The following is a 24,867-nucleotide window of genomic DNA, read 5'->3' as shown; positions in this document are numbered from 1 at the left end:
CGCGAATGGTTCTCAAGGTCCTTCGGAGCCCGTTCGCTATCGGTTGGGGAATCGCGCGTGTGAATCGGACATGAGGCGGTCGAGCTCCGGAGCGACCTCGCGCAGGGAGGGTTCGTCGAGGAGCGCGGAGTGGCGCGCCTGCACTGGGCTCGAGGTCACGGTGCCGGTGATGTGCGGCGCCCAGGCGTCGGGGCCTGGCCTGTCGGACGGGACATCGACGCTCGCCTCGAAGACGTGCAGGTCGCCGTGGAAGGTCGGCACGGGTGTCGTGTCGAGGAGGGCGCCCACGCGCAGGAAGCCCCGCACCATCCGCTCGATGCTGGCCGAAGGGATGTCCGCGAGCGGATTGCCTGCCCCTGCGAGCAGGGCGCGGACGGCATCCGCATCCAGCTCGTCGGCTGGCGCCTCCACCTCGTTCGCATCGAGGAAGGCGCGCCACATGCGGTCGCCGCCATCGACGCCCGCGACCGAGGAGTGCTCGGTCGGGTAGGCGTCGAGGATCGCGAGGAGCGCGACCTCGTCGCCGCGGTGCTGCAGGTGGGCGGCGAGGTGCTGGGCGAGGCGGCCGCCGAACGACCAGCCCACGAGCCGGTAGGGGCCGTCCGGCTGCACCGTCTTCATCGCGTCCACGTACTCGTCGAGCAGCTCGGCGAGCGTCTCGTGGTCGGTCTGCTCCCCGTCGTCCGGGGCGATGCCCGGCAGCTGGAGGCCATAGAGCGGGCGGTCGCCATCGAGGTGCGCGAGCAGCCCGGCGAACTTCCAGGAGATCCCACTGGCGGGGTGCACGGCGAACAGCGGTTCCTGGGGAGCCGGGGCGCCGTCGTCGCGGGCTGGCCGCAACGGCAGGATCGCCCGGAGGCTCTCCGCGATGTCGCCGCCTCCGCTGCTGGCGAGGGCAGCGAGCCCCTCGACGGTGGGCGCCTGGAACATTGCCTGCACGGGCAGCTCGGTGCCGAGGGCCACGTTGATGGCGCGGATGGTCGGCTGCGCCACGAACGAGTGGCCGCCGAGCGCGAAGAACGAGTCGTCAGCCCGCACATCCTCGACGTCAAGCACTTCGGCGAAGGCCGCCGCGACCGCCAGCTCGGCCCGCGTGCTCGGCTCGCGACCTGCCCCGCCCGTCGCCTGGAACCGCGGCAGCGCATCCCGGTCGAGCTTTCCGTTCGGGGTGAGGGGGATGCTCGGGATGAGCTCGAGGCCCACGGGATGCATGTAGTCGGGCACCGCGCCGCGCACGGCACTGAGCACTCGGCTCGCGAGCTGCGCTCGGGCCTCGCCGTCTGCGTCCGGCTCGCCGTCCGCGATGCCCGGCTCGCTCGGCACGATCCAGGCGCCGAGCGCGAGTTGCCCGGCCGACTCGACGGGCAGGACCACGGCGTTGGCGACACCTGGCTGAGCGCCGATCACCCGCGCCAGCTCTTCCGGCTCCACGCGGTGGCCGCGAATCTTGAGCTGGGCGTCGCTGCGGCCGAGCGACACGACTCGGCTCGGCTCGGCGTCGAGCGCATCCCGCACGACGACGAGGTCGCCCGTGCGGTACATGCGGCTGCCGTCGCGGGCGAACGGGTCGGCGACGAAGCGCTCTGCGGTGGCCTCCGACCGGCCCGTGTAGCCGTCGGCGAGCTGGGTGCCGGCGAGCCAGAGCTCGCCGACGCTACCCACTGGGCTGGGGCGCAGGTGTGCGTCGAGCACGTAGCCGACGACATCACCCGTCGTCGCCCCGAGCGAGGGGGCCGCCGTCTCGGCGACCTCCGCGAGCATCGAGTCGACGCCGACCTCCGTCGGGCCGTAGAGGTTCCACGCGCGAACCGTCGCTCGTCCACGCAGCCAGGTCCACAGCTCAGCGGTGATCGCTTCGCCTCCGAGCAGCATCGTGAACCCGTCGGCGTCGGGGAGGGAGTCGAGCCAGCTCTCGAGCCGCGTCTGCGTCATGAGCGCCTCGACGTAGCTCGGGGTGGTCTCCCACGCGCCGATGCGCCGATCCGCGAACAGCTGCACGAGCGCCTCGGGGTCACGACGAACGTCGTCGGCGACGACGTGCAGCTCGTGTCCGCTCGCGAGCCACAGGATCGGGTCCATGGCGGCGTCGAAGCCGACGCCTGTGGTGTGCGCCACGCGGATGCGACGCGTCACCGCATCCGGCATGAGGGTCGAGCGGTGGCTCCGCAGCAGGCTCGCGAGGGCGCGGTGGGGAACCTGCACGCCCTTCGGCACGCCGGTCGTTCCCGAGGTGAAGATCAGGTACGCCGGGTCGTCGAGCGACACGTCGGGGAATCCGGCGGTCTCGGACTCCGCGGCGCCGTCAGCCAGCAGCTCCTCGAGTCCGCCGTCGAGGACGACGGCCGGATCTGCGGCCTCGAGCATCGCGTCGACGCGCTCGCTCGGGTACTCGGGGTCGATCGGCATGGCGACGGCGCCCGCCCGCCACACGGCGAGCAGTGCGGCGGCCGTGTCGACCGAGCGCGGCAGGCGGTAGGCGACGACGTCGCCGCGGCCCGCGCCGCGTCGGCGGAGCGCGCCAGCGAGCCGGTCGATGCGAGCTGTGAGCGCGCCGAAGTCGAGCACCGCGTCCGGGGCCACGACCGCAAGTTCCGTGGGCGTGCGCGCGGCCGAGGCGGCGAAGGCGTCGAGCACGGTGCTCGGCTCGAACCTCGTGCCGCCGTCACTCTCCGCACGAAGGGGCCAGGCCTGGAGGCGCCCTGGCGTGCCCGGCACCTGGATCGTCTCGAGGGGCGCATCCGGTGTCGAGGTGGCCGCCGCGAGGTAGCCGAGGAGCCGTTCGACGAGGCCGCCGGCCGCGGCTGCGCTGAAGAGCGCCGAGTTGTACTCGAGCACGCCCGGCACGTCGGCCCCGGCCTCCGCACCCCGCAGCGTGAAGGAAAGGTCGAACTTCGCGCCGCCCGTGCTCTCCGGAGCGACCGGGGTCACGGCGACTCCTGGCAGGGCGAGGGGGAGCGCGCTGTGCTCCTCGACCGCGAGCATCGTCTGGAAGAGCGGGTGGCGTCCGAGGACACGCTCCGGGGCCATCGCCTCGACGATGCGCTCGAACGGCACCTGCTCGTGGTCGATGCCGAAGAGCGCGGCCGTGCGTGCCGCCTCGACGGCATCGGCCAGCGTCGCCTCGTCGTCGAGCTGCACGCGGAGTGGCAGCGTGTTGACGAAGAATCCGACGAGGTCGCTGAGGTCGGCGTCCTGCCGACCGGCGGAGGGGGCCCCGATGACGAGGTCCGTGCCGGCACCGGTCCGTGCGAGGAAGCCGGCGATCGCGCCGAGCCAGCCGTGGAAGGCGCTCGCCGACCGGCCCGCTGCGACGGAGCCGAGCGCGCTCGCGACCTCCGCGGGGACGCTGAATTCGAGCTGGCCGGCCGGCTGCGCGGTCTGGGCGGTCCGCGTGCCGTCGGCGGGAAGCTGCAGCACCGACGGGGCACCTTCGAGGTGGTCGGTCCACGCCGCGACCTGGTCTGCCTCATCCGCTGGCGCCCCGATCGCCTGGATCAGGCGCGCGAAGTCGGCGAATTGAGCGGGCAGCGGGCGCTGGAGCGGCACCGAGCCGCTGCGACGTGCCGTGTAGGCCGTGGCGAGGTCGTGCGCCAGCGGCGCGAGGGAGGCGCCGTCGGTGGAGATGTGGTGGAGGACGAGCTCGAGCAGCCACGACTCATCGCCGGCGGGAGTCAGGCCTGCGCGCAGGGGAAGCTGGCTCGTCAGGTCGAAGCCGGCCGATGCGTCGACCGGCTCGTGCTGGAGCACACCGGCAGCGGGTTCGTGGATGCGCTGCACCGGAGCCCCATCGACTTCGGGGTACGTGGTGCGCAGCACTTCGTGCCTCGCGACGAGGTCGTCGACGGCGCCGGACAGCGCCTCGAGGTCGAGGTCGCCGTCGAGGCGAGCGCTGAGCACGACGTTGTAGTCGCCGGATTCGGGGGCGAGCTGGTTCAGGAACCAGAGGCGCGCCTGGCCGGGTGAGAGCGGCAGGGGCTCGCCGTCGACGCGCGGGTTGGCCGCGGTCCACTCGTGGAGCGGTGGTCGCGAGCTCGGCCTGTCGGCGGGTCCGGCCACCGGGTGCTCGCCCGTGCGGCCGAGCACGGCGAGGAGGCCGGCCGGCGTGGGTGCGTCGAAGATCGCGCGCAGGGGAGGGGCGGTGCCGAAGCGCTGGCGCAGCTCACCGGCGAGCGCCACGGCGAGCAGGGAGTGCCCTCCGAGCCGGAAGAAGTCGTCGTCCAGGCCGACCTCCTCGAGGCCGATGACGGCGGCGAACGCCTCGCACATGCTGCGTTCGTCGACCGTCTCGGGCGCGCGGGATCCTGCTGCCGACTCCGGCGCGGGGAGCGCGGCGACGTCGACCTTGCCGTTCTGGGTCAGCGGGAGCCGCTCGAGCACCGTGACGGTGGCAGGAACCATGTACTCGGGCAGCGCGGCGCGGGCGAGCGAGAGGACGGCGTCGGCGTCGGTTGCCCCGGCGACCCAGGCGACGAGCCTCGCGCTGTCCGGACCTGCCGGAGCGTGGATCGTCGCGACGGCGGCCTCGACGCCTGGCGTGCGCTCGAGGCTGCGCTCGATGTCGCCGAGCTCGATGCGGTAGCCGCGGAGCTTCACCTGGTCGTCGTCCCGTCGGAGGAACTCGAGTTCGCCGGAGGGGTGGCGGCGGACGATGTCGCCGGTCCGGTAGAGGCGGGTGCCGTCTCCCGAGGCGTCGGCGATGAAGGCGCTCGCCGTCTCGGCGGCGCGTCCCAGGTAGCCGTGGGCCTCGGAGGCGCCAGCAAGGTGGAGTTCACCCGGCACGCCGTCCGGCACGTCGCGAAGGTAGTCGTCGAGCACTCGAGCGGTCACGTTGGCGACCGGGCGGCCGATGCGGACCCCTCCCGGCTCGGTCAGGCGGGTCACGACAGAGTCCACCGCGAACTCGCTCGGGCCGTAGAGGTTCCATGCCTCGACTCTGTCCGCGCGGAGCAGGGCGTCCCACAGATCGGCCGAGACGGCCTCTCCGCCGAGGGCGACGAGCAGCGGGTTCTCGCGTTCGGCGCTCTGTGCGAGGAGACCGGTGCCGATGAGCTGGCGCACGTACGACGGCGTCGTCTCGAGCACGTCGATCGAGGAACCGGACACGCGCTGCACCAGTTCGTCGGCATTGCGCCGCGTGGCGTCGGACGCCATCACGAGGCTCGACCCCGCGGCGAGCCAGAGGATCGGGTCCCAGGCGGCGTCGAAGCCGAGGCCGGCCACGTGCAGCACGCGCGGCGGGCGTCCGCCGAGGAGCTCGAGGAGTGGGGAGATCATCGCGTGGAGGTGCTGTGTGAGGACGTTCGCGAGGGCGGAGTGCGGCACCTGGACGCCCTTGGGGGCACCGGTGGTGCCGGACGTGAACACGAGGTAGGCGGGCTGCTCGGGGAGCGGCGGGGCGGGCAGGTCGAGCTCCGGCTCGCCGGAGCCGAGCTCGACGAGGGAGGTGGGGTCGACGGTCCGAGTCCCGGTGGAGCCGGCGAGGGAGCTGAGGCGCGCCTCGTCGGCCGCGACGAGCAGAACGGGGGTGCTGGCGTCGAGGATCTGCGTGATGCGGGCATCCGGGTAGTCGATGTCGACGGGCACCGCGATAGCGCCGCTGCGGAGCGCGGCGAGCACGAGCGTCACGGCGTCGCCGGAGCGGGGCAGGGCGATGGCCACTCGGTCTCCCGGGCGAACGCCAGAGGCGACGATGCCACGGGCCGCGGCGTCGATGCGCTCGCCGAGCTCGGCGAAGGTGAGGCGTTCGGCGTCGTCCTCGAGGGCCAGTTCTCCGGGGAGGCGGCGGATGCTCGTGGCGAGCTCATCGAGGATGGTCCCGTCCACCGGCAGGCGCTCGCCGTGGGCCTGCGCGTCGATCCGCTGCTGGGTCTCCCGGTCGAGGGTCGGGAGATCGGAGAGGGCGAGGTCGACGGTGTCGATCATTGCGGAGAGCATGCGGTCGACCGTGTCGCGCATCCGCCCGATCGTCGACTCGTCGAAGAGCGCGAGGTCGTAGGCGAGGGCGGCCTCGAGCGGGCCTGCGTCGCCGGCCGGGGTCGAGAAGTCGAGCATGAGGTCGGTCTTGACGCCCGCGGTCGTGACCTGGCTCGGGACGGTCACGACGACCTCGCCGAGGTCGAGCTTCGCCGCCTCGGTGTTCTGGAGCGTGAGGAGCACCTGGAAGACGGGGTGGCGGTCGGCCACTCGCGGCGGCCGGAGGGCATCGACGACGGCATCGAAGGGCACGTCCTGGTGGGCGTAGGACTCGGTGTTGCCCACGCGCACGCGCTCGATGAGCTCGCCGAGTGTCGGGTTCCCCGCGAGCGAGGTGCGCAGCGCGACCGTGTTGACGAAGAATCCGACGAGTCGCTCGAGCTTCGGGTCCACGCGTCCGGCCACTGGGGTGCCGACGACGATGTCCTTGCCGGCGCCGTGCTGGCCGAGCGCCGCGGCGACTGCCGCGTGCAGGACGATGAAGAGACTCGTCCGGTGCTGCGCCGCGACGTCGCGGAGGGCGCGGTGGCGCTCCGCATCCAGTTCGAAGGCGAGGTGGCCGATGTCGCTCCGCCGCGCGCCGCGCTCGCGGTCTCGAGGCAGGGCGATCTCGTCGGGTGCGTCTGCCAGCGTGCGCCGCCAGAAGTCGAGCTGCGTGCTCATGGCGCTCGAGGGGTCGTCCTCCGAGCCGAGCGACTCCCGCTGCCATAGCGTGTAGTCGGCGTAGGAGACAGGGAGCTCTGGCAGCACCTCGTCGGGCGAGGCGTTCCTCTCGCCGGCGGCCGCCGCGACGTGGCTCGAGTAGGCCGCGGACAGGTCGGCGGCGAAGGGGGCGAGCGACCAGCCGTCCGTGGCGATATGGTGCATCGTCGCGACGAGCACGTGGTTCGTCGGCGAGGTGCGCAGGAGCACAGCGCGCAGCGGCACCTCGCGGGTCACGTCGAAGGGGCGCAGCGACTCCTGGCGGACGATGTCGTCCACCCGTTCTTCTGGCACGTCGACGGAGGTGAAGGCGGGGGCGCCGGCGTCGATGGGGAGGATGCGCTGCCTCGGCTCACCATCGACGTAGGGGAAGACCGTGCGCAGCGGCTCGTGGCGCTCTGCGATGTCCCGGAAGGCGGCCCGGAGCGCCGCCTCGTCGAGTCTGCCATCGAGGTGCAGCACGATGGGGATGTTGTAGGCGCTGGAGCCTGGCTCGAGGCTGTTCAGGAACCACAGGCGCCGCTGGGCGAGGGAGACCTGGAGCTCGTCGCCGTGGGGCGTCGGGGCAAGGGGGAGGGCGCGGGCGGCGTCGGCGCTGTCGTCGTCGAGCGCGGCGAGACCCGCGACGGTCGGACGCTCGAAGACGTCGCGCACCGTGATCTGCCGGTCGAGGCGCTCCGTGAGCTGCGAGGCGAGCTTGGTGGCGAGCAGGGAGTGGCCGCCCGCGCCGAAGAAGTCCTCGTCGACGCCGATCGAGGCGATGCCGAGCACGTCGGCGAAGGCCTCTGCGGTGAGGCGCTCGGCGCGTGTGCGCGGCTGCTGCACCGGGTCGTTCGGGCGCTGCTCTGGGGCTGGCAGCGCCCGCCGGTCGAGCTTGCCGTTCGGGGTCATGGGCAGCTCGCTCAGGGCGAGCACGCTGCTCGGGACCATGTAGCTGGGCAGGTCGGCGGCGAGTGCGGCCTTCGTTTGCGCCGCGAGGTTCTCCTGCTGGCGCTCACCGGTCACGTACCCCACGATGCGGGCGGATGCGCCGTCGCCCACCACGATCGCGGCGGCGGCTGAGACCCCGGGCTGCCTGCGCAGCGCGGCCTCGACCTCCGCGAGCTCGACCCGGTAGCCGCGGATCTTCACCTGCTCGTCGATGCGGCCGAGGAAGCGGAGCGAGCCGCTGCGACGGCGACGGACGACGTCGCCCGTGCGGTACATCCTGGTGCCGTCGCCGGCGAACGGGTCGGCGAGGAAGCGCTCGGCGCTGAGGCCGGGCTGGCCGACGTAGCCGGACGCGACGTTGGCGCCGGCGAGGTAGAGCTCGCCGATGGCGCCGTCCGGCACCGGGGTGAGGGAGGCGTCGAGGAGGTAGTGGCGCGTGTTGCGCACCGAGCTGCCGATGTGCGGCTCCGAGCCCTGCACGATGGGCGCGATGAGGCTGTCGACGGTGGTCTCGGTGGGGCCGTAGAGGTTGAGGGCGGAGACGTCCGGCTGGGCCGCGAGCGCGTCCCAGAGGGCGGGCCCGACGGCTTCCCCGCCGAGCGCGATCTCGGTCGGGTACCTATCCTGCTGGAAGAGGCCGCCCGCGATGAGCGCCTCTGCGAACGACGGGGTCGTCTCGATCGCGTCGATGCCCTGTTCGGCGAGGTACGCGGCGAGGCGCTGCGGGTCGCGGCGCACGTCGTCGTCGACGAGGTGCAGCTCGTGGCCGGCGAAGAGCCACAGCAGCGGGTCCCACGCGGCGTCGAACGAGAGTCCGGCCGTGTGGGCGACCCTCACGGGCCGACCGAGGCGCTCGGCTGCCGGGTCGAAGATCTCGGCGCGGTGGTGCTCGAAGAGGTTGCGCAGCGCGAGGCGGTCCACCCCGACGCCCTTGGGGCGTCCGGTGCTTCCCGAGGTGAAGACGACGTAGGCGAGCTCGGAGGGGGAGACGGGCGCGAGACCGCTCGGGTCGGCGGACCGCTTGCGCCAGGCGATGGAGGTGTCGGCGTCGATCGGCAGGGTCGCGACGCGCCAGGATGCGCCATCGGCGAGGTCGCGCTGCTCCTGCGCCCTGCTCGTCAGCAGGAGCGCGGGCGACGCGTCCTCGATCATGTTGCCGACGCGGTCGATGGGGTACTCGGGGTCGAGGGGGACATAGACGCCACCAGCCTTGAGCACGGCGAGCACGAGCATCGGGAGGTGCTTGCTGCGCTCGATGCGCACCGCCACCGTTCGTCCGGGACCGACGCCCTCGCCGACGAGGTGGTGCGCGAGGCGGGTGGAGAGCTCGTCGAGCTCCGAGAAGGTGAGCGTGCCGTCAGCTGCGACGACCGCGGGAGCCGTGTCGCGGACCGCGGCGACCTTCGAGAACGCGCGCAGCACCGACTCCTGGCCGATCGGCACGTCGTCGCCGGAGCCCTGTTCGAGGAGTCCGGCGATCTCGTCCGCTCGCACCACGTTGGCGTCCGTGACGGTGGTGGTGCTGGGGTCGTCGAGCACCTGCGAGAGCAGCTCGAGCATCCGTCCCGCATGCTCGCCGAGGACCTCGGCCGTGTAGAGCTCGGCGTCGCCCTCGAGCTGGAGCGTTGGCGCGGCGGCCTCGCTCGTCAGCCCGGAGATGACGACCGACAGGTCGTGCACCGGACCGGTCGAGAGGATGTTGACGGTGCCGCGGGCGCGGCCGAAGACGAGTTCGTCGATGACGGGGAGCAGGTTGACGGAGGGGCCGGCGAGGGTGTGCGTCTGCGCGACCTCCTCGACCCGGAACTGCTGGTGCGCGACGGCGCCGCGCACGGCGTTGCCGGCGTTGGCGATGACCTCGGAGAGGCTCAGCCCCGGGGCGACGTCGACGCGAAGGGGCAGGATGCTCGACAGCATGGACGGGGTGGTCTTCGCGACCTTCCCGCGCCTCGCCGTGACGGGGAGGCCGAGTGAGACCCGAACCTGGCCGGTCATCTTCGACAGGTAGAGGGCGACCAGCCCGACCGCCGTCTTCGGCATGTCGCGACCGAGCGCGCGCAGGCGCCGGGCGTCGGCGTCCGGGATGCTCGTCGACACGCGCACGACGTGCGTCGCCGCCCGGCCGGTGGTTCCCTCGAGCCCGGTCACGACGCTGTCGTCGGCGAGCTGCTCGCGCCAGTAGTCGGCGTCGGCCGCGTGCTGATCGGAGGCCGCGTACTCGTCGAGGTGGGCCTGCAGTTCGGGCAGTCCGGGAAGGGGAGACGCGGTGCGCGCGGCGAGGTGCGCGATCGGGCCGGCGAGCAGGGCGCCGAGCACTCCGCGAGGGGCGCTCTTCTCGAGCCGGGTGTACGCGCCGGCGAGGTAGCGGAGGCCCACGACGGCGGAGTAGCCGTCGAGGAGCACGTGGTGCACACGCTGGAAGAGCAGCCAGCGAGCGTCCGCGACCCGGTACAGGGTCGTGCCGAGCAGGTCGCGTCCCGTCATCGACCTGGGCGTCTCGAGCTCGCGGTCCATGCGCTCGAGGGCGACCTCGACGGCCGCCTCCTCGCCGTGCTCGCGCAGGTCCGTCACCGAGAGGAGGTCCGCGGTGGGCGATGGGCGTTCGATGACAGCGTACGGTCCGTCGCCGTCGCCGTCCTCGGCGAGCACGAGGCTCATCGCGTCCAGGTCCGCCACGGTCTTGGTGAACGCGATGCGCAGCAGGCGCTCGTCGAGCTGCCCCCGGAGGTCCAGGTACTGACCGATCTGGTAGCTCGGGTTGTCGGGATCCAGCTGCTGGGCGTACCAGATGCCGAGCTGCGCCGGGGTGAGGCGGAGGCGATCCGCCACCGCTCCGTCACCGTGCTGGCGGCTCTCGGCCCACTGGCTGCTCGGGGCCTGCTGGCCGCTCGGGGTCTGCTGACTGGTCTGCGTCTGCTGGCTGGCCTTCGTCACTGTGCGCTCCTCATAGCGGTGCCGAGGTCTCCCTCGGCACCTGGTCTCCTGCTGTGCTGCGGCTGGTCGCCGCTGCTGGCCTCCCTCAGACGGAGGCGCGGCCGCTACTGGAACTGGCCGATCTGCAGGGAGTTGAGGAGACCGCCGAGGTCGATGAGGGGGCCGTCGATGAGGGGGCCGTTGATGAGCGCGCCGCTCGCCGTCGTCGAGACGGAGCTCGCGGGTGCGAGGTCGGCTGCGCTCGCGGGGGCGGTCGTCAGGGCGACTGCGCCGAGAGAGAGGGCCGCGGCCGTGGAGAGGCTGGCGATGGTGCGCGTCGTCGTCTTCTTCATTGTCTTGCTCCTCAGTTCGCTGTGTGCCTGGTTGGTCACAGGAGTCGTTCGGAACCCATCTGGCGGCGGTTTGGCAACAATGCGGGCCCTCTCGGCCGTTTCACAGCTAGCCTGAACGCGTGTTCGACTGGCTGATAGCTATCCCCCCGCTGCTCGTTGTCCTCCTCGTGGCCGTCATCGTCACGCTCGAGAGTCTCGGCTTGCCCCTCCCTGGCGAGAGCGTGCTCATCGCCGCGGTCATCATGAGCCTCGCCAACGAGGGAATCGACCCGTGGCTGCTCGCCGCCGCTGCGGCCGCAGGCGCCATCCTGGGCGACTCGATCGGCTACTACATCGGCAAGCGCTGGGGCGCGCGCCTGCTGCGCTACCTCTCGCAGCGCTTCCCGAAGCACTTCAGCGTCGCGCGGATCAACGCCGCCGTCGGGCTCATGCAGAAATGGGGCGCGTACGCCGTCTTCTTCGGTCGCTTCATCGCGCTGCTCCGCGTCTTCGCGGGCCCCCTCGCCGGTGCCATGGCCATGCCGTACGGACGCTTCTTCGTCGCGAACGCCCTTGGCGGCGTCGCCTGGGCGGCCGGTGTCACCGCCGTCACCGTCGCCCTCGGGAAGAGCGCTCTCGCGCTCATCCACGCGTTCGGCTGGGCCGCGCTCGCCGTCGCCGTCGTCGTGGTCATCGTCATCGTCGCGGTCGTCGTGTACCGAGCGCGCAACCGACCTGAGGGGGCGGATGCGAGCAGCGAGACCGAGCAGGAGCTCGACCTGCTCATCCCCGCCGCCCAGGATGCGCAGCAGACCGCCCCGGGAGGTGCCGCGGTCCGCGACGCAGTCGGGGCGGCTGTCCGCCCGCTCGTCACGTTCGCTCGTCGTGCTCCGTTCACGACCATCCTCGTCCTCGTCCTCATCGTCGGAGGCGTCGCCACCGGCGCGATGTGGCACCTGTCACGAGCGCAGCCCTGGTACGGGGACGTGGCCTTCGGGCTGCCGCCGCTCGAAGCTGGCATGTGGTGGACTCCCATCACGGGGTCGCTGCTCGGCAACGGCGCCTGGCACTACGCGCTCCTCATCGTGCAGCTGCTCATCGTCGGCGGAGTCTTCGAGTTCCGCTTCGGCTGGAAGCGCACCGCTCTGGTCTTCCTCGCCGGTCAGGCGCTCGCCGTGCTCGGCACGCTCGCCATCGTCGCCGCGCTCGCCCCGACCGGGTGGGAATGGGCGACCAGACTCGCGGGCAGCCTCGACGTGGGGGCATCCGGTGGCATCGCCGCACTGACCGCGGCCCTCGTCTGGGTCCTCCGACCGCCATGGCGCCTGCGACTGGGGCTCGCGCTCGGGGCGCTCGTCTCCCTGCGCCTCCTCTACGTGGGTGACCTCGCAGACCTCGAGCACTTCCTCCCGGTCGCCGTCATCTTCACCATCTACGCCGTGCAGCGGCACCGCAAGACGGGCCTCGCAACAAGCACGCGCGAAGACCGCCTCATCGCCTTCACGGCGCTCATCGGCCTCGGTGCGGCGCAGGTCGTCGCCGCTCTCTTCACGCTCGACGGGCCGCTCGGCAAGTCGACCGCTGAGACCGAGACCTGGGTCGGCGTCGCGATCGACGTCGTCGTCATCCTCCTCGTCGCGAACGGCATCAGGAGAGGACAGCGCTTCGCGTGGATCATCGCAGTCGCCCTCGGCATCTTCAACCTGCTCGAGCTCGCGCTCATCGTCCTCGACGTCGCGACGTCCGGCAGCCTCGACGACGGTCTGACCATGAACTTCACGGGCTCGCTGCTCTGGGTGCTCGTCGTGCTCTTCCTCGTCGTCGCCCGCAGGTCATTCGCCGTGCGCGTGCGCCCGTCGAAGAACTCGATCTCCGGAGACCGGCGAGGAACGGTCGAGGAGGCCCGCGAGATCCTCCCGAGAGTCGGGGGCAGCACGATCTCCTGGATGACGCTCTGGCCCCGAAACCATTACCTGATGAGTCCCAAGAAGGACGGCTATATCGCCTACCAGGAGTACTCGGGGGTCGCGCTCGCCCTCGGCGACCCCGTCGCGCCGGCGACGGAGCTGAGCGACCTCATCCATGACTTCGCCTCCCGCGCCGAGCTCGCCGGGCACACGCCGGCGTTCTTCTCGGCGACGCAGGCGACTGTGGACGCCGCCCCGTCGAGCTGGCAGCGCGTCCAGGTGGCGGAGGACACGATCATCGACCTCCCCGGTCTCGAGCTCAAGGGCAAGCCGTGGCAGCCCGTCCGCTCCGCCGTGAACCGGGCCGAACGTGAAGGCATCCGCTTCAAGATGACGACCCTCGCCGAGGAGCCGTGGGCTGTGCTCGCACAGGTGCGCGCGATCTCCGAGGACTGGGTGGGCGACAAGGGGCTGCCCGAGATGGGCTTCACGCTCGGCGGCGTCGACGAGGCGCTCGACCCGGCCGTGCGGCTCGGCATCGCGATCGACGACGACGGCAGCGTGCACGGGGTCACCTCGTGGCTGCCCGTGTACGGCGGTGATGGCGAGGTCCGGGGCTGGACGCTCGACCTCATGCGTCGACGTGACGGAGGCTTCAAGCCCGTCATGGAGTTCCTCATCATCTCGTCGGCGATGGCCTTCCGGGATGAGGGCGCGGCCTTCGCCTCGCTGTCGGGAGCACCATTGGCCGGGTCGGGTGAAGCTCAGGCGACCGCGCTCGACCAGGTGCTGAGCCAGGTCTCGGAGATCCTCGAACCGCTCTACGGGTTCTCATCGCTGCACAACTTCAAGACGAAGTTCAACCCGAGGTACGAGCCCATGTACCTGCTGTACCGAGACGAGGCTGACCTGCCGCGCATCGGCATCGGCCTGACCCGTGCGTACCTCCCGACCGCGACGACCGGTCAGCTCATCAGAGCAGGACTCGGGGCCGGCAAGTAGCGTCTGGCGTCCTTCTCGCCGAGCGCGGCCGCTTCGTCGAGCCACTGCACGCGCTTCTTCGCCGTCGAGGTCTTGACGGGGGAGAAGCGCGTGACCGCGATGGGCGAGAGGCCGATGAAGCCGAGCACATGGGTCTTGAGCTGGCGGACGGGCGTGTTGCCGGTGAGACGAAGGTAGATGCCCGGGCTGTCCGCGGTCAGGATGATGCGCGCGCTGCGTCCCTTGAGGAGGCCCTTGGGGAGCATGCCCGAGGCGTCGTAGGCCATGCGAGGGAGCAGGAGCCTGTCGAAGAACCCCTGCAGCAGCGACGGCACGGAGCCCCACCAGACCGGGGTGACGAGGACGATCCGCGCCGCCGCCTGGATCGCGGCCCAGGCCTCCTGCAGGTCGGGCTCCAGCTCCTGCCGCCTGGTGTAGCCGAAGCGTAGGTTCTGGTCGAACGTGAGGTCTCGCACGGCGAGGACCCTGGCGTCGCCGTGCGCGTTCGCGTAGCGCTTCGCAAGTGCCGCGCTGAGGGAGTTCGGGTTGGGATGGCCGTCGATGACGAGGGTGTGCATGCTGGCTCCAGGCCTTGAAGTGGACAGTGTCAAGATATGACGAGAGTCAGCCTAGCTACAATGTTGCTCATGTCAAGATCGGATGCGCCCTACCACCACGGCAACCTCGGCCCCGTCCTCGAGGCAGCCGGCGTCGAGCTGCTGGCGCAGAAACCGCACTCGTCGATCAGCCTCCGCGAGCTGGCGCGAGAGGCGGACGTCAGCCACAACGCGCCATACCACCACTTCGGCGACAAGACCGGACTCTTCAAGCGGCTCGGCGAAGTGAGCATGCAGCGGCTTGTCGACCAGTTCCTGGCCGCGGATGCGCCAGGCCTCGACGCGCAGGAGCGCGCGCTTGCGCTCGGTGCCGCCTACGTCGAGTTCGCTGTCGACAACCCGCACGCGTTCACGCTGATCTACGACCCCGACGTCTGCGTGCCCGGTTCCCCGAGCGAGACCATGGCCCCGCTCATCAGGCAGCTCGAGGACACGCTCGGCGATGCGGCGGCGGGGCTCGACCCCGAGGCTGACGCTGGGCGAGTCGAGGCGCGTGCGACGGCCCTCTGGGCGACCATGCAGGGGCTCGCGTACCTGGTGATCGCGGGGCACCTCACCCGCGCCCAGATCAGGCCTGCGATCGCCGAGTCGCTCCGCCGCTGAAGCGCCTCGGTCATGGTCTCGATGTGAGGCTCGGATCAGGCGAGCGACTCGACGACGCCGACGACCCGTCGTTCGCGCGTCGCCTCCGCGTCGATCTCAAGGACCACGGTGATGGGGTCGCCGCCCTCGATTCCGGTCTCCTTGCGCTTGTCAGAACTGAAGGGGATGAGGAAGCGTCCGCCCATCACCGCGCCGGTGCTCCGGTAGGTGTCCCCGTTGACGGTCACGATGACGGGCGGCTTCCTGCCTGCACCCAAGCGCCCGATGACGTCCACCGGCAGCTCGATGCCGGTGTTCCTGCCGGAGAGGCTCATGGTGGCGGTGAATTCGATGACCGGATTGTTCCGCGGGATTCTCGCGAGATGGATCGAAATGTCGGTGGCTTGTGCCACGATCGACCCAGGCGATGACGCTCGTCGTCTGCGAGAACGAAAGGCCGGACCATGGCAGCCATCCTCAACCCCTACATCCACCTCATCGACAACGCGCGCGAGGCGCTCGAGTACTACAAGGAGGTGTTCGGGGGTGAGCTCGTCATGAGCACCTTCGGCGGCTCGGGCATGCCCATGGACCCTTCCGAGTCGGAGAAGATCATGCACGGCCAGCTCACGACCACGAGCGGGTTCACGATCATGGCGTCGGACACCCCGTCGTTCATCGAGCCCAACCCGGGACGAACGGTCGAGATCTCCATCAGCGGTGATGCGGCGGACGAGCTGCGCGGCTACTGGGAGAAGCTCGCCGATGGCGGCGAGATCGAGCAGCCCCTCGTGCAGGCGCCGTGGGGCGACACGTTCGGAATGCTCGTCGACCGCTTCGGGATCGCGTGGATGGTCAACATCCTGGGAAGCTGACGGGGCTTTTCCTCCTCCGGTGTGGGGGGAAATGCGATCGGCGTGACTGCGCCGTACACTTGACGCCGACCTACTGCGAGGTGAGTGACCCTGGTGCCATCGAGTTTCGACGTGACGTCGCTTGCTTCTCTCGATACTTCGGCGTTGCCGCGGATCGGACGAGCCGTCGGGCGCGGGAGCGCGCACGCCAAGCTCATCCTCTTCGGTGAGCACGTCGTCGTCTACGGAAAGCCCGCCGTCGCGCTTCCGCTTCGTGCCATGCGCATGCGGGCCACCGCGTGGCGGGAGGGCACGGAGTCCCGCTTCGAGTCGGATCACTACACGGGTCCGCTTGCTGCTGCTCCCGAGATCGTCGAGGCGCCACGCACGGCGATCGAGGAGACCCTCAGGGCCATCGGCGGCGAGCTCGAGGGGCTGACGGTCGCCGTCCGGGGCAACATCCCGCTCGGGCGCGGCCTCGGGTCGAGCGCCGCCGCGGCCGGAGCCATCGTCGACGCTGTCTCGCGACTCCACAACGTCACGCTCTCCGGCGGCGAGCACTTCGCGCTCGTCCAGCTGGCGGAGCAGGTAGCGCACGGGAAGCCGAGCGGACTCGATGCGCTGGCGACGACCATCCCGTCGCCCATTCGGTTCCAGAACGCCAGCGCCGTGCCGGTTCCCGTCGCGCTGGACGCGTGCTTCGTGATCGCCGACACGGGCGTGCACGGCTCGACGCGACAGGCCGTCGATGACGTGCGCACCTCACTCGAGCGCGACCACGACGCGACGATGACCATCATCGACACCCTCGGAGAGCTCTCCGACCTGGCCATCACCGACCTCGAGACCAACGCGCCTCGCTCGCTCGGCGTCCGCATGTCCGACGCACACGAGCTGCTCTCGCGGCTTGGCGTGAGCCATCCGGCTCTCGACGACCTCGTGGCCGCCGCGGTGGGGGCGGGGGCGTTCGGCGCGAAGCTCACCGGCGGCGGCCTCGGTGGATGCATCGTGGCGGTCGTCGAGCGCGGCAACGCGGCGGCGGTCGCCGGCGCACTGCAGGGCGCGGGGGCCATCCAGACCTGGAGCATCACCAGCACGGGCACCCCGCTGTGAGGGCGACCGCCGTCGCCTTCCCGAACATCGCGCTCATCAAGTACTGGGGAAAGCGCGACGAGGCGCTGATCATCCCGCAGACCTCGAGCCTCTCCCTGACGCTCGCCGTCTACCCGACCACGACGACCGTCACGCTGGCGGCCGACGGCCAGCAGCACCAGGTCCTGCAAGACGGCGCCCCCATGCCGCAGGCGGCGTCCGTCAAGGTGGCCAGGTTCCTCGACCACGTCGGACAGCTGGCCGGCAGCTCCAGAGCCGCGTGCGTCGAGACGAGCAACGCCGGACCGACCGGAGCAGGCCTGGCGTCGTCGGCCTCCGGTTTCGCAGCCCTCGCTGCCGCGGCTGCGGCGGCGTACGGGCTCGACCTCTCGTCCCGCGACCTCTCGCGACTCGCCAGGCGTGGCTCCGGATCCGCCTCGCGTTCGATCTTCGGCGGCTTCGCCGTCTGGAACGCCGGCACTGACGACCTCAGCTCCTACGCGGAGCCCGTGAGCGACGCGCACGTCGACGCAGCCATGGTGCTCGGCATCGTCAACGCCGGGGCGAAGCCGATCTCCAGCAGGGACGCCATGCGCCGCACGGTCGAGACCTCGCCGTACAACGCTCCGTGGGTCGAGACGAACCCGACCGAGCTGGCCCTCATGCGCGACGCGCTGCGCCGGGGCGACTTTACGGAGGTCGGCGAGATCTCCGAGCGCAACGCCCTCCGCATGCACGCGGCGATGCTCGGCGCGGTGCCGCCCGTTCGATACCTCACCGCGGGCAGCATGGCGCTGCTCGATGCCGTGGCAGAGCTCCGTCGCGGTGGCCTTGAGGCGTACGCGACCATGGACGCGGGCCCGAATGTCAAGACGCTGTGCCGCTCCGCTGATGCCCCCGCGGTCCGCGCCGCGCTCGCTGCGGCAGCTCCAGGCATCGAGTTCGTGATCGCCGAATCGGGTCCCGGTGTGGCCGTCTCGGGTCCGGATGACGCGGACGACGCCCCCGCTGCCCGCGGAGCCACGCGGTGATCGTCGCCGAAGCCCCGGGCAAGCTCTTCGTCACCGGCGAGTACGCGGTTGTCGAACCAGGCAGGCACGCCGTGATCGTGGGAGTCTCCAGGCTCATCCGCGCCCGCCTCAGTGCCGCCGAAGGCGGCGACGGCAGCACTGTCCGCTCGCGGCACTTCGGGCCGACCCCGATGCCCATCACCATGGAAGGCGACTCGGTCTCCATCGACGCGCCCGGTGCCGAGCTCGTGCGGGAGTGCATCCGCGTCGTGGTCCAGCTCGCACGCGAGCGGGGGATCGAGACCTCGCCGTTCGCGATCGAGATCGAGAGCGAGCTCGACGACGAGCACGGCCGAAAGTTCGGACTCGGATCGAGCGGCGCGGTGGCCGTCGTCACCGTGCGCGCCGTCGCCGAGCACCACGGTCTCGGCCTCGACGACGACGCGGTCTTCCGCCTCGCAACCCTCGCGACGATCGAGCTGCGCCCGGCCGCCTCGTGCGCTGACATCGCGACGAGCACCCTCGGGGGATGGGTGCACTACGCGTCGCCCGACCGCCTCGCCGTGCGCGAGCTGCGTCGTGCGAGCGGGGTCGAGGCGAGCCTGAACGAGACCTGGCCAGGGCTCGTGCTCGAGTCGCTGCCTGATCCGGGTTCCATGGTGCTGCACGTGGGGTGGACCTCAGCACCAGCCTCGACGGCCGAGCTCGTCGGCACGCTCCACGCGGGGGACTGGCGCTCGAGCACCGAGTACGCGACCTTCCTCAGCGAGAGCGACAGGATCACGGCGGCCCTCGTCGCGGCGGTCCGAGCCGACAGCGTCGAGCACGCCCTCCTGGCCATCCGCGACGCGGCCGACAACCTCGAGGCGCTGGACGAGCTGAGCGGCATCGGCATCCGCACCCCCGCGCTGCTGGATCTCATCGCCGCGGCTCGCGGCGTCGGGATACCGGCGAAGACCTCGGGGGCAGGTGGCGGCGACTGCGGAATCGCGTTGGCGCCGGCCCGTGACGAGGCACTCGACGCCGCGTGGCGCGCCGCTGGCATCGAGGTCCTGGACCTGCACGTCATTCCGCACCGTCGAGTTGGAGTTCGCGAACATGGGTAACCGCAAGGACGAGCACGTCGACCTGGCCCTCGAGCAGCGGTCGGGCATCACGCGCAACGACTTCGACGACGTGCGCTTCGTGCACCACGCCCTCGGCGGGGTCGACCGCGGGTCCGTCTCGACGGCCGTCGAGGTCGCCGGTGCCAGCTGGCCTGTGCCGTTCTACCTCAACGGCATGACGGGCGGCAGCGAGCGCACCGGGGCCATCAACCGCGACCTGGCGGTTGCGGCTCGCGAGACGGGCATCGCCATGGCCGCGGGCTCGCTCTCCGCCTATCTCAAGGATGCCGCCACGGCACCCAGCTTCCGCGTCATCCGCGATGAGAACCCGAACGGGTTCGTCATGGCCAACGTCAACGCCACCGTCAGCTCCGACGATGCTCAGCGCGCCGTCGATCTGCTCGAGGCTGACGCGCTGCAGATCCATATCAACTCGGTGCAGGAGACCGTGATGCCGGAGGGCGACCGGGACTTCGCTGCATGGCCGGGGGCCATCGAGGCCATCGTGCAGCGCGTCGGCGTTCCGGTCATCGTCAAAGAGGTCGGATTCGGACTCAGCTCGAAGACGCTCGCGCGCCTCGCCGAGCTCGGAGTGTCGTACGCGGACGTCAGCGGCCGGGGTGGCACCGACTTCGCCAAGATCGAGAACTCCAGACGACGCCTGGGCGACTACGCGTCGCTGGTCGGCTGGGGACAGTCGACCCCTGAGGCGCTCATCGAGGCAGACTCCAGCACTTCGCCCACGCCCGTCCTGCTCGCCTCAGGTGGCGTGCGAACGCCACTCGACGTCTTGAGGGCGCTTGCCCTCGGGGCTCGAGCCGTGGGCGTCTCGGGCCACTTCCTCGAGGTGCTCGTCGAGGAGGGCCTGGAGACGCTCGTCGAGCACATCCGCTCCTGGCGGGATCAGCTCGCCGCGCTGCAGACCATGCTCGGGGCCCCCACCCCGGCGGCCCTGCGGCAGCAGGAGCTCATCCTCCACGGCGCGCTCCTCGAGTTCTGCGCCTCCCGCGGCATCGACCCGGCCGTCGTCTCGCGAGCCCGCGGGCGCGGCACCCTCCCATCGAAAGGACAGCGATGAGCACCGAGCTCCTCGACCACGCACCCGTTCCGCTCAAGTGGGTGGGCCCAGTCCGCGTGACCGGAAACGTCATGGAGGGTGAGCAGCTTGTGCCGCTCGCGACCTACGAGCAGCCCCTGTGGCCGTCGGTCGGCCGAGGCGCCAAGATGTCGATGCTCGTGCCGGACGGCATCAAGGCGACCCTGATCGACGAGCGCATGAGCCGCTCGGTGCTCTTCGAGGCAGACGACGCTGGAGTCGCGCTCAAGGCGCTGCACGAGATCCAGGCGCACATGCACCTGCTGCAGGAGGTGGTCGCGACGAGCAGTCGCTTCGCCCGCCTCATCGACCTGCACGCGCAGATCGCAGGCAACCTGCTCTTCCTTCGGTTCGAGCTCACCACCGGCGACGCTTCCGGCCACAACATGGTGACGCTCGCCTCGGAGCGGCTCATGGACTTCATCCTGCGCCGCTGGCCTGAGCTGCGGTACGAGTCGATCTCCGGCAACTTCTGCTCAGACAAGAAGGCCACGGCCGTCAACGGCATCCTGGGACGAGGCAAGAACGTCGTGACGGAGCTCGTGCTCCCGCGGCGTACCGTCGAACGGTGGCTGCGGTCGACCCCCGAGAAGATCGCGCAGCTCAATGTGCGCAAGAACCTCATCGGCACGATGCTGGCGGGTGGACTGCGGACCGGCAACGCGCACTACGCGAACATGCTCCTCGGCTTCTTCCTCGCCACGGGGCAGGATGCGGCGAACATCGTCGAAGGCTCGCAGGGCATCACCCACGCCGAGGTGCGCGACGGGGACCTCTACTTCTCCTGCACGCTGCCCAACCTCATCGTCGGGAGCGTCGGCAACGGCAAGGGGCTCGATTTCATCGAGGCGAACCTCGCACGACTGGGATGCAAGGAAGATCGTGAGCCCGGAGCGAACGCTCGGCGACTGGCCGTACTGTGTGCGGCAACCGTTCTCTGCGGCGAGCTCTCCCTCATGGCCGCCCAGACGAACCAAGGCGAGCTGATGGCCTCGCACCTCAAGCTGGAACGCGCCGCTAACTGAGCGACGCGCGGAAACGAGCGAACACTATGACAACACCAATCGGCATCCACGACCTCGCGTTCGCGACGGGGTCCCGAGTGCTCGACCTCTCGGTGATCGCCGAGCGGCTCGGCACAGAGCTCGAGAAGTACACCATCGGCATCGGCCAGGAGCGGATGAGCATCACCGCGGCCGACGAGGACGTCGTCACGATGGGTGCGGCCGCGGCGAAGCAGATCATCGACCGGCACGGATCCGAGGGGATCCGTACGGTCCTGTTCGCGACGGAAACCGGCATCGACCAATCGAAGGCGGCCGGTGTGTACGTGCACCAGCTGCTCGGCCTGCCGGCCACCTGCCGAGTCGTCGAGCTCAAGCAGGCCTGCTACTCAGCCACCGCCGCTCTGCAGTTCGCCACGGCGCTCGTCGCGCGCGATCCGAGGCAACGCGTGCTCGTCGTGGCGAGCGACGTCGCGCGCTACGAACTGGGGTCGAGCGGGGAGCCGACCCAGGGGGCCGGCGCCGTCGCCATGCTGGTGGCAGCCGACCCGGACCTGGTCGTCATCGAGCCAGGCTCAGGGGTGTTCACGAGCGACATCATGGACTTCTGGCGCCCGAATGGCCAGGTCACCGCGCTTGTGGACGGCAAGTACTCGATTCGCGCCTATCTCCAGGCCGTGGAGAACGCGTGGAACGACTACACCGCGCAGGGTGGATTCCCGATCGGCGACTTCCATCGCTTCTGCTATCACCAGCCGTTTACCAAGATGGCCTCGAAAGCGCACCGCCACCTCATCAAGACAGCCGGAGGCGACCTCGAACCGGCCACTCTCGACGCCCAGATCGCGCCAACGTTGCGCTACAACAGGGTCATCGGCAACACGTACACGGCCTCGATCTACCTCGCGCTCCTGAGCCTGCTCGACAGCGAGGAAGAACTGGAGGGCAGGCGAATCGGCTTCCTGAGCTACGGCTCTGGAAGCGTCGCGGAGTTCTTCGGCGGCACGGTTCAACCCGGATATCGAGAGCATCTGCGAACCGAAGAGAATCGAGCAACGCTCGCGAATCGTGTGTCGATCGATGCCGTGGAATACCTGAAGTGGCATGAACGTCGAGATCCGAGCGAGTTGGGCGAGTTCACGCTCCCGAACGAGACTGCGGGCCCATTCCGTCTGGCCGGGTTCAGCGACCTCAAACGCGAGTACGCCGCTACGCAGTGATTCCACTGGTGGGCGGGGCTAGCATTCGGGTATGAGCGAGAACATTACCGTCGGAGTCGCTGGTAACCATCCTGGAATCGTCGCGACGCGGTGGGCGGCAGCCCGTGCGTCACGCGGACGGAAACGCCTGCGGCTCGCGCATATCGTCGATCCGAGGATCGCGGGCGCCGGCAATCCGGACCTGATGATCGAGGCGGAGGCGGCGGCGGCGCGCATCCTGCAGGAGGCGACCGAAGCGGCGCTTTCCGTCGACGCCGGCCTCGACGTGGAGACCGTCGTGCTGACGGGCGCTGTCATCGAGACGCTCGCCGAGCTCTCGAAATCCTCCGGGCTGCTTGTCGTCGGCAGCAACCGCGGGGACGCACCGGGACGCGCGAGCGGCACGCACAGCGTTCGCGTCGCAGCTGCCAGCGAATCGCCGGTGGCGGTCGTCCCGGACACCGATCTCTCGGCCCGACGCGGCGTCGTCGTCGGGGTCGATGGGTCGGACCTGTCGGAGAACGCCCTGGCGGTGGCCGCGGAGGAAGCGAGCCGCGCGGGGGAGCCCCTCATCCCCGTGCATGCCTGGCATGCCCCGAATGTGTACGGAGGGGGCGTCATCGTCACAGGTGACTTCTTCGATGAGCTGCGTCTCGCCGCCGAGGAGACGCTCTCACTCGCCCTCGCGGGTCTGAGGGGGCGCTACCCGGACCTTGAGATCACCCCGGTTGTGGTCGAGGGCATTCCGGACATGGCCATTCTCGACGCCGCGCACTCGGCGTCGCTGGTCGTCGTCGGCAGCCGGGGGCGGGGGGCCTTCGCCCGGCTCCTGCTCGGCTCCGTGAGCCACGGAGTCCTTGCGCACCTCGAGACTCCGACGATCGTCGCCAAGTAACGGCGGGCCGCACAGTAAGAGGGCCGGACGGCTTCCGCCGTCTGGCCCTCTTCCTGCGTGTGGTCTCGGAGGGTGAACCAGCGAGACCTCGCGCGTCCGCGCCTACGCGGTGGCTGCTTCGTAGTCCTCGATGATGGAACCGGGAATACGACCCCGGTCGGAGATCTTGTGTCCTTCCGCGCGAGCCCAGGCGCGGATAGCGGCGAGATCACGCTTCGGGCGGTTCGAGGCGGAACCGGCGGACTTCGACTTTCGCGACTTGGCTACCGTGCGGGCGGCCGAAACGTAGTCGGCCAATGCATCGCGGAGCTTCTTGGCGTTTTCGTCCGAGAGATCGATCTCGTAGTCGGTTCCGTCGAGCGCGAATTGAACCGTCTCGCCTTCGCCTTCGGCGAGTGAACTCGAGTCGATGTCGTCGACGAGCTGGTAGATGACTTTCCGAGCCATGGGATCCCCTTCGTTAAATGCAGACCGAGGACATGCTAGATGATTATCCGGTGATTTGAATCCAGGTTTCTTCTGGTGGGGAGTTCGCACCCTATGCACTCGATGCGCTAGGTCGCGACACGATGAGAGAAAAAGTCTCCCGAAGTCATTTCGGTTCGCATCCGAGTTCCTCGTGAATTCGTCGGCGGAGCCCGCGGTGGCAGCCACCGGCGTCACTCACGAGCGGCGAGCAGGATACGATCGCGGAAGCTATGAATGTTCTTCAGGGATTCGCGGTCATCGCGGTCATCGTGACCGTTGGCGTGTTCCTGGCACGCAGCGGGGTGCTCGGGCAGACGGGGCAGACCGGCCTGTCCAAGCTCGCGTTCAACGTCGCGACTCCGGCGCTCCTCTTCACGCTCATGGCGGACGCGCACCTCGAGGTGCTCTACTCCAGGCAGTTCGTCGTCACGGCGATCGCGATGACCGCCGTCGCGCTCATCTACAGCGGTGTCGGCGCCCTGCGCAGGTGGGGACTCGGGACGACGACGTCCGGCGCGATGGCGGCCAGCTACGTCAACGCCGGGAACCTCGGCATCCCCATCGCGGTCTACGTGCTCGGCGACGCAACACTGGTCGCACCTGTGATGCTCGGGCAGCAGCTCATCATGGGGCCGGTCTTCATGACGCTCCTCGACATCGCATCCAGGGACGACGATGCGCCCCGGCTCCGGTGGTGGCAGATCGTCCTCCGGCCCTTCCGGAACCCCATCGTCATCGGGGCGCTGGCTGGCATCGCGGTGAGCGCATCCGGCGTCACGATTCCGGCGTTCCTGCTCGATCCCATCGAGCTCCTCGGTGGCATGAGCGTCCCCGCCATGCTCCTGGCGTTCGGCATGTCCCTCTGGGGCAACGCCATCCCGTTCCGCGAATCGGACCGTGCGCCCGCGATCGTCGCCACCGTGCTCAAGGTGTTCATCCACCCGGCTCTGGCGTGGCTCATCGGAGCGTGGCTCTTCGGTCTCGACGGTGCCGCGCTGCTCATCGTCGTCGTGACTGCGGCGCTCCCGTCCGCACAGAACGTCTTCACCTACGCGAGCAACTACGGGGTCGGGATGCGCGTCGCGCGCGAGACGATCCTGGCCACCACATTCCTCTCGGTTCCGGTCATCTTCGTTGTGACCGTGCTGCTGTCGAAGTAGCGCGCGCAGATTGGCGCTGGCGCTTCGAATTCGAGGCGGGCTAGCT

At 70.2% G+C, this 24,867-nt stretch carries 16 protein-coding genes; 11 read left to right on the top strand and 5 right to left on the bottom strand.

Annotated features, from left to right (window positions below):
• Positions 1-36 precede the first annotated feature (36 nt).
• Positions 37-10,539, bottom strand: a complete 10,503-nt coding sequence (locus C5C17_RS08960) for a non-ribosomal peptide synthetase (protein WP_258066106.1) — start codon at positions 10,537-10,539, stop codon at positions 37-39.
• Positions 10,540-10,643: 104 nt separating this feature from the next.
• Entirely contained in the window at positions 10,644-10,871 is a 228-nt protein-coding gene (locus tag C5C17_RS08955; protein ID WP_104253054.1) for a hypothetical protein, read from the bottom strand.
• 119 nt (positions 10,872-10,990) lie between these two features.
• Here C5C17_RS08955 and C5C17_RS08950 point away from each other — a divergent pair, with 119 nt between their 5' ends.
• A complete protein-coding gene (locus C5C17_RS08950) occupies positions 10,991-13,759 on the top strand; it encodes a rhomboid family intramembrane serine protease (protein WP_104253053.1) in 2,769 nt (922 codons plus the stop codon).
• On the opposite strand, the gene C5C17_RS08945 is transcribed toward C5C17_RS08950, so the two are convergent.
• Positions 13,723-14,316, bottom strand: a complete 594-nt coding sequence (locus C5C17_RS08945; RefSeq protein WP_104253052.1) for an NAD(P)H-dependent oxidoreductase — start codon at positions 14,314-14,316, stop codon at positions 13,723-13,725. The genes C5C17_RS08950 and C5C17_RS08945 overlap by 37 nt on opposite strands.
• A gap of 69 nt (positions 14,317-14,385) precedes the next feature.
• Here C5C17_RS08945 and C5C17_RS08940 point away from each other — a divergent pair, with 69 nt between their 5' ends.
• A complete protein-coding gene (locus C5C17_RS08940) occupies positions 14,386-14,958 on the top strand; it encodes a TetR/AcrR family transcriptional regulator (protein WP_104253210.1) in 573 nt (190 codons plus the stop codon).
• 35 nt (positions 14,959-14,993) lie between these two features.
• On the opposite strand, the gene C5C17_RS08935 is transcribed toward C5C17_RS08940, so the two are convergent.
• Positions 14,994-15,350 (bottom strand): DUF1905 domain-containing protein, encoded by a 357-nt coding sequence (locus C5C17_RS08935; RefSeq protein WP_219820494.1) that lies wholly within the window; start codon positions 15,348-15,350, stop codon positions 14,994-14,996.
• Positions 15,351-15,401: 51 nt separating this feature from the next.
• Here C5C17_RS08935 and C5C17_RS08930 point away from each other — a divergent pair, with 51 nt between their 5' ends.
• The 8 genes from C5C17_RS08930 (at position 15,402) to C5C17_RS08895 (ending at position 23,193) form a co-directional block, all read left to right on the top strand.
• Positions 15,402-15,812 carry a VOC family protein gene (locus C5C17_RS08930; RefSeq protein WP_104253051.1) on the top strand — a complete coding sequence of 137 codons (411 nt, stop codon included), beginning with the start codon at positions 15,402-15,404 and terminating at the stop codon, positions 15,810-15,812.
• Positions 15,813-15,956: 144 nt separating this feature from the next.
• The gene (gene mvk / locus C5C17_RS08925; protein ID WP_104253050.1) at positions 15,957-16,904 is read left to right on the top strand and encodes a mevalonate kinase; all 948 of its coding nucleotides are present in this window, start codon (positions 15,957-15,959) and stop codon (positions 16,902-16,904) included.
• Positions 16,901-17,914, top strand: a complete 1,014-nt coding sequence (mvaD, locus tag C5C17_RS08920; RefSeq protein WP_258066102.1) for a diphosphomevalonate decarboxylase — start codon at positions 16,901-16,903, stop codon at positions 17,912-17,914. Before mvk ends, mvaD begins: the two co-directional genes overlap by 4 nt.
• Positions 17,911-18,999: a phosphomevalonate kinase gene (locus C5C17_RS08915; RefSeq protein ID WP_104253048.1), complete on the top strand. Its 1,089-nt coding sequence runs from the start codon at positions 17,911-17,913 to the stop codon at positions 18,997-18,999. Before mvaD ends, C5C17_RS08915 begins: the two co-directional genes overlap by 4 nt.
• A complete protein-coding gene (gene fni, locus C5C17_RS08910) occupies positions 18,992-20,077 on the top strand; it encodes a type 2 isopentenyl-diphosphate Delta-isomerase (RefSeq protein WP_104253047.1) in 1,086 nt (361 codons plus the stop codon). Before C5C17_RS08915 ends, fni begins: the two co-directional genes overlap by 8 nt.
• Positions 20,074-21,120, top strand: a complete 1,047-nt coding sequence (locus C5C17_RS08905) for a hydroxymethylglutaryl-CoA reductase (RefSeq protein ID WP_104253046.1) — start codon at positions 20,074-20,076, stop codon at positions 21,118-21,120. The genes fni and C5C17_RS08905 overlap by 4 nt, the downstream gene beginning before the upstream one ends.
• 26 nt (positions 21,121-21,146) lie before the next feature.
• A complete protein-coding gene (locus C5C17_RS08900; RefSeq protein ID WP_104253045.1) occupies positions 21,147-22,319 on the top strand; it encodes a hydroxymethylglutaryl-CoA synthase in 1,173 nt (390 codons plus the stop codon).
• 31 nt (positions 22,320-22,350) lie between these two features.
• On the top strand, positions 22,351-23,193 hold the full coding sequence (locus C5C17_RS08895; RefSeq protein ID WP_104253044.1) for a universal stress protein: 843 nt from the start codon (positions 22,351-22,353) through the stop codon (positions 23,191-23,193).
• Positions 23,194-23,295: 102 nt separating this feature from the next.
• Here the strand turns inward: C5C17_RS08895 and C5C17_RS08890 are convergent, their stop codons facing one another.
• Positions 23,296-23,640 (bottom strand): Lsr2 family protein, encoded by a 345-nt coding sequence (locus tag C5C17_RS08890; protein WP_104253043.1) that lies wholly within the window; start codon positions 23,638-23,640, stop codon positions 23,296-23,298.
• 251 nt (positions 23,641-23,891) lie between these two features.
• On the opposite strand from C5C17_RS08890, the gene C5C17_RS08885 reads away from it, so the two are divergent.
• Positions 23,892-24,821, top strand: a complete 930-nt coding sequence (locus C5C17_RS08885; RefSeq protein ID WP_104253042.1) for an AEC family transporter — start codon at positions 23,892-23,894, stop codon at positions 24,819-24,821.
• Positions 24,822-24,867: the final 46 nt, after the last annotated feature.

This window comes from Pseudoclavibacter sp. RFBA6, assembly GCF_002931575.1.
In the GTDB taxonomy this organism is placed as follows: domain Bacteria; phylum Actinomycetota; class Actinomycetes; order Actinomycetales; family Microbacteriaceae; genus Pseudoclavibacter; species Pseudoclavibacter terrae.
The sequence above is the reverse complement of the archived record's forward strand: the minus strand, read 5'-3'. Positions and strand labels throughout refer to the sequence as shown.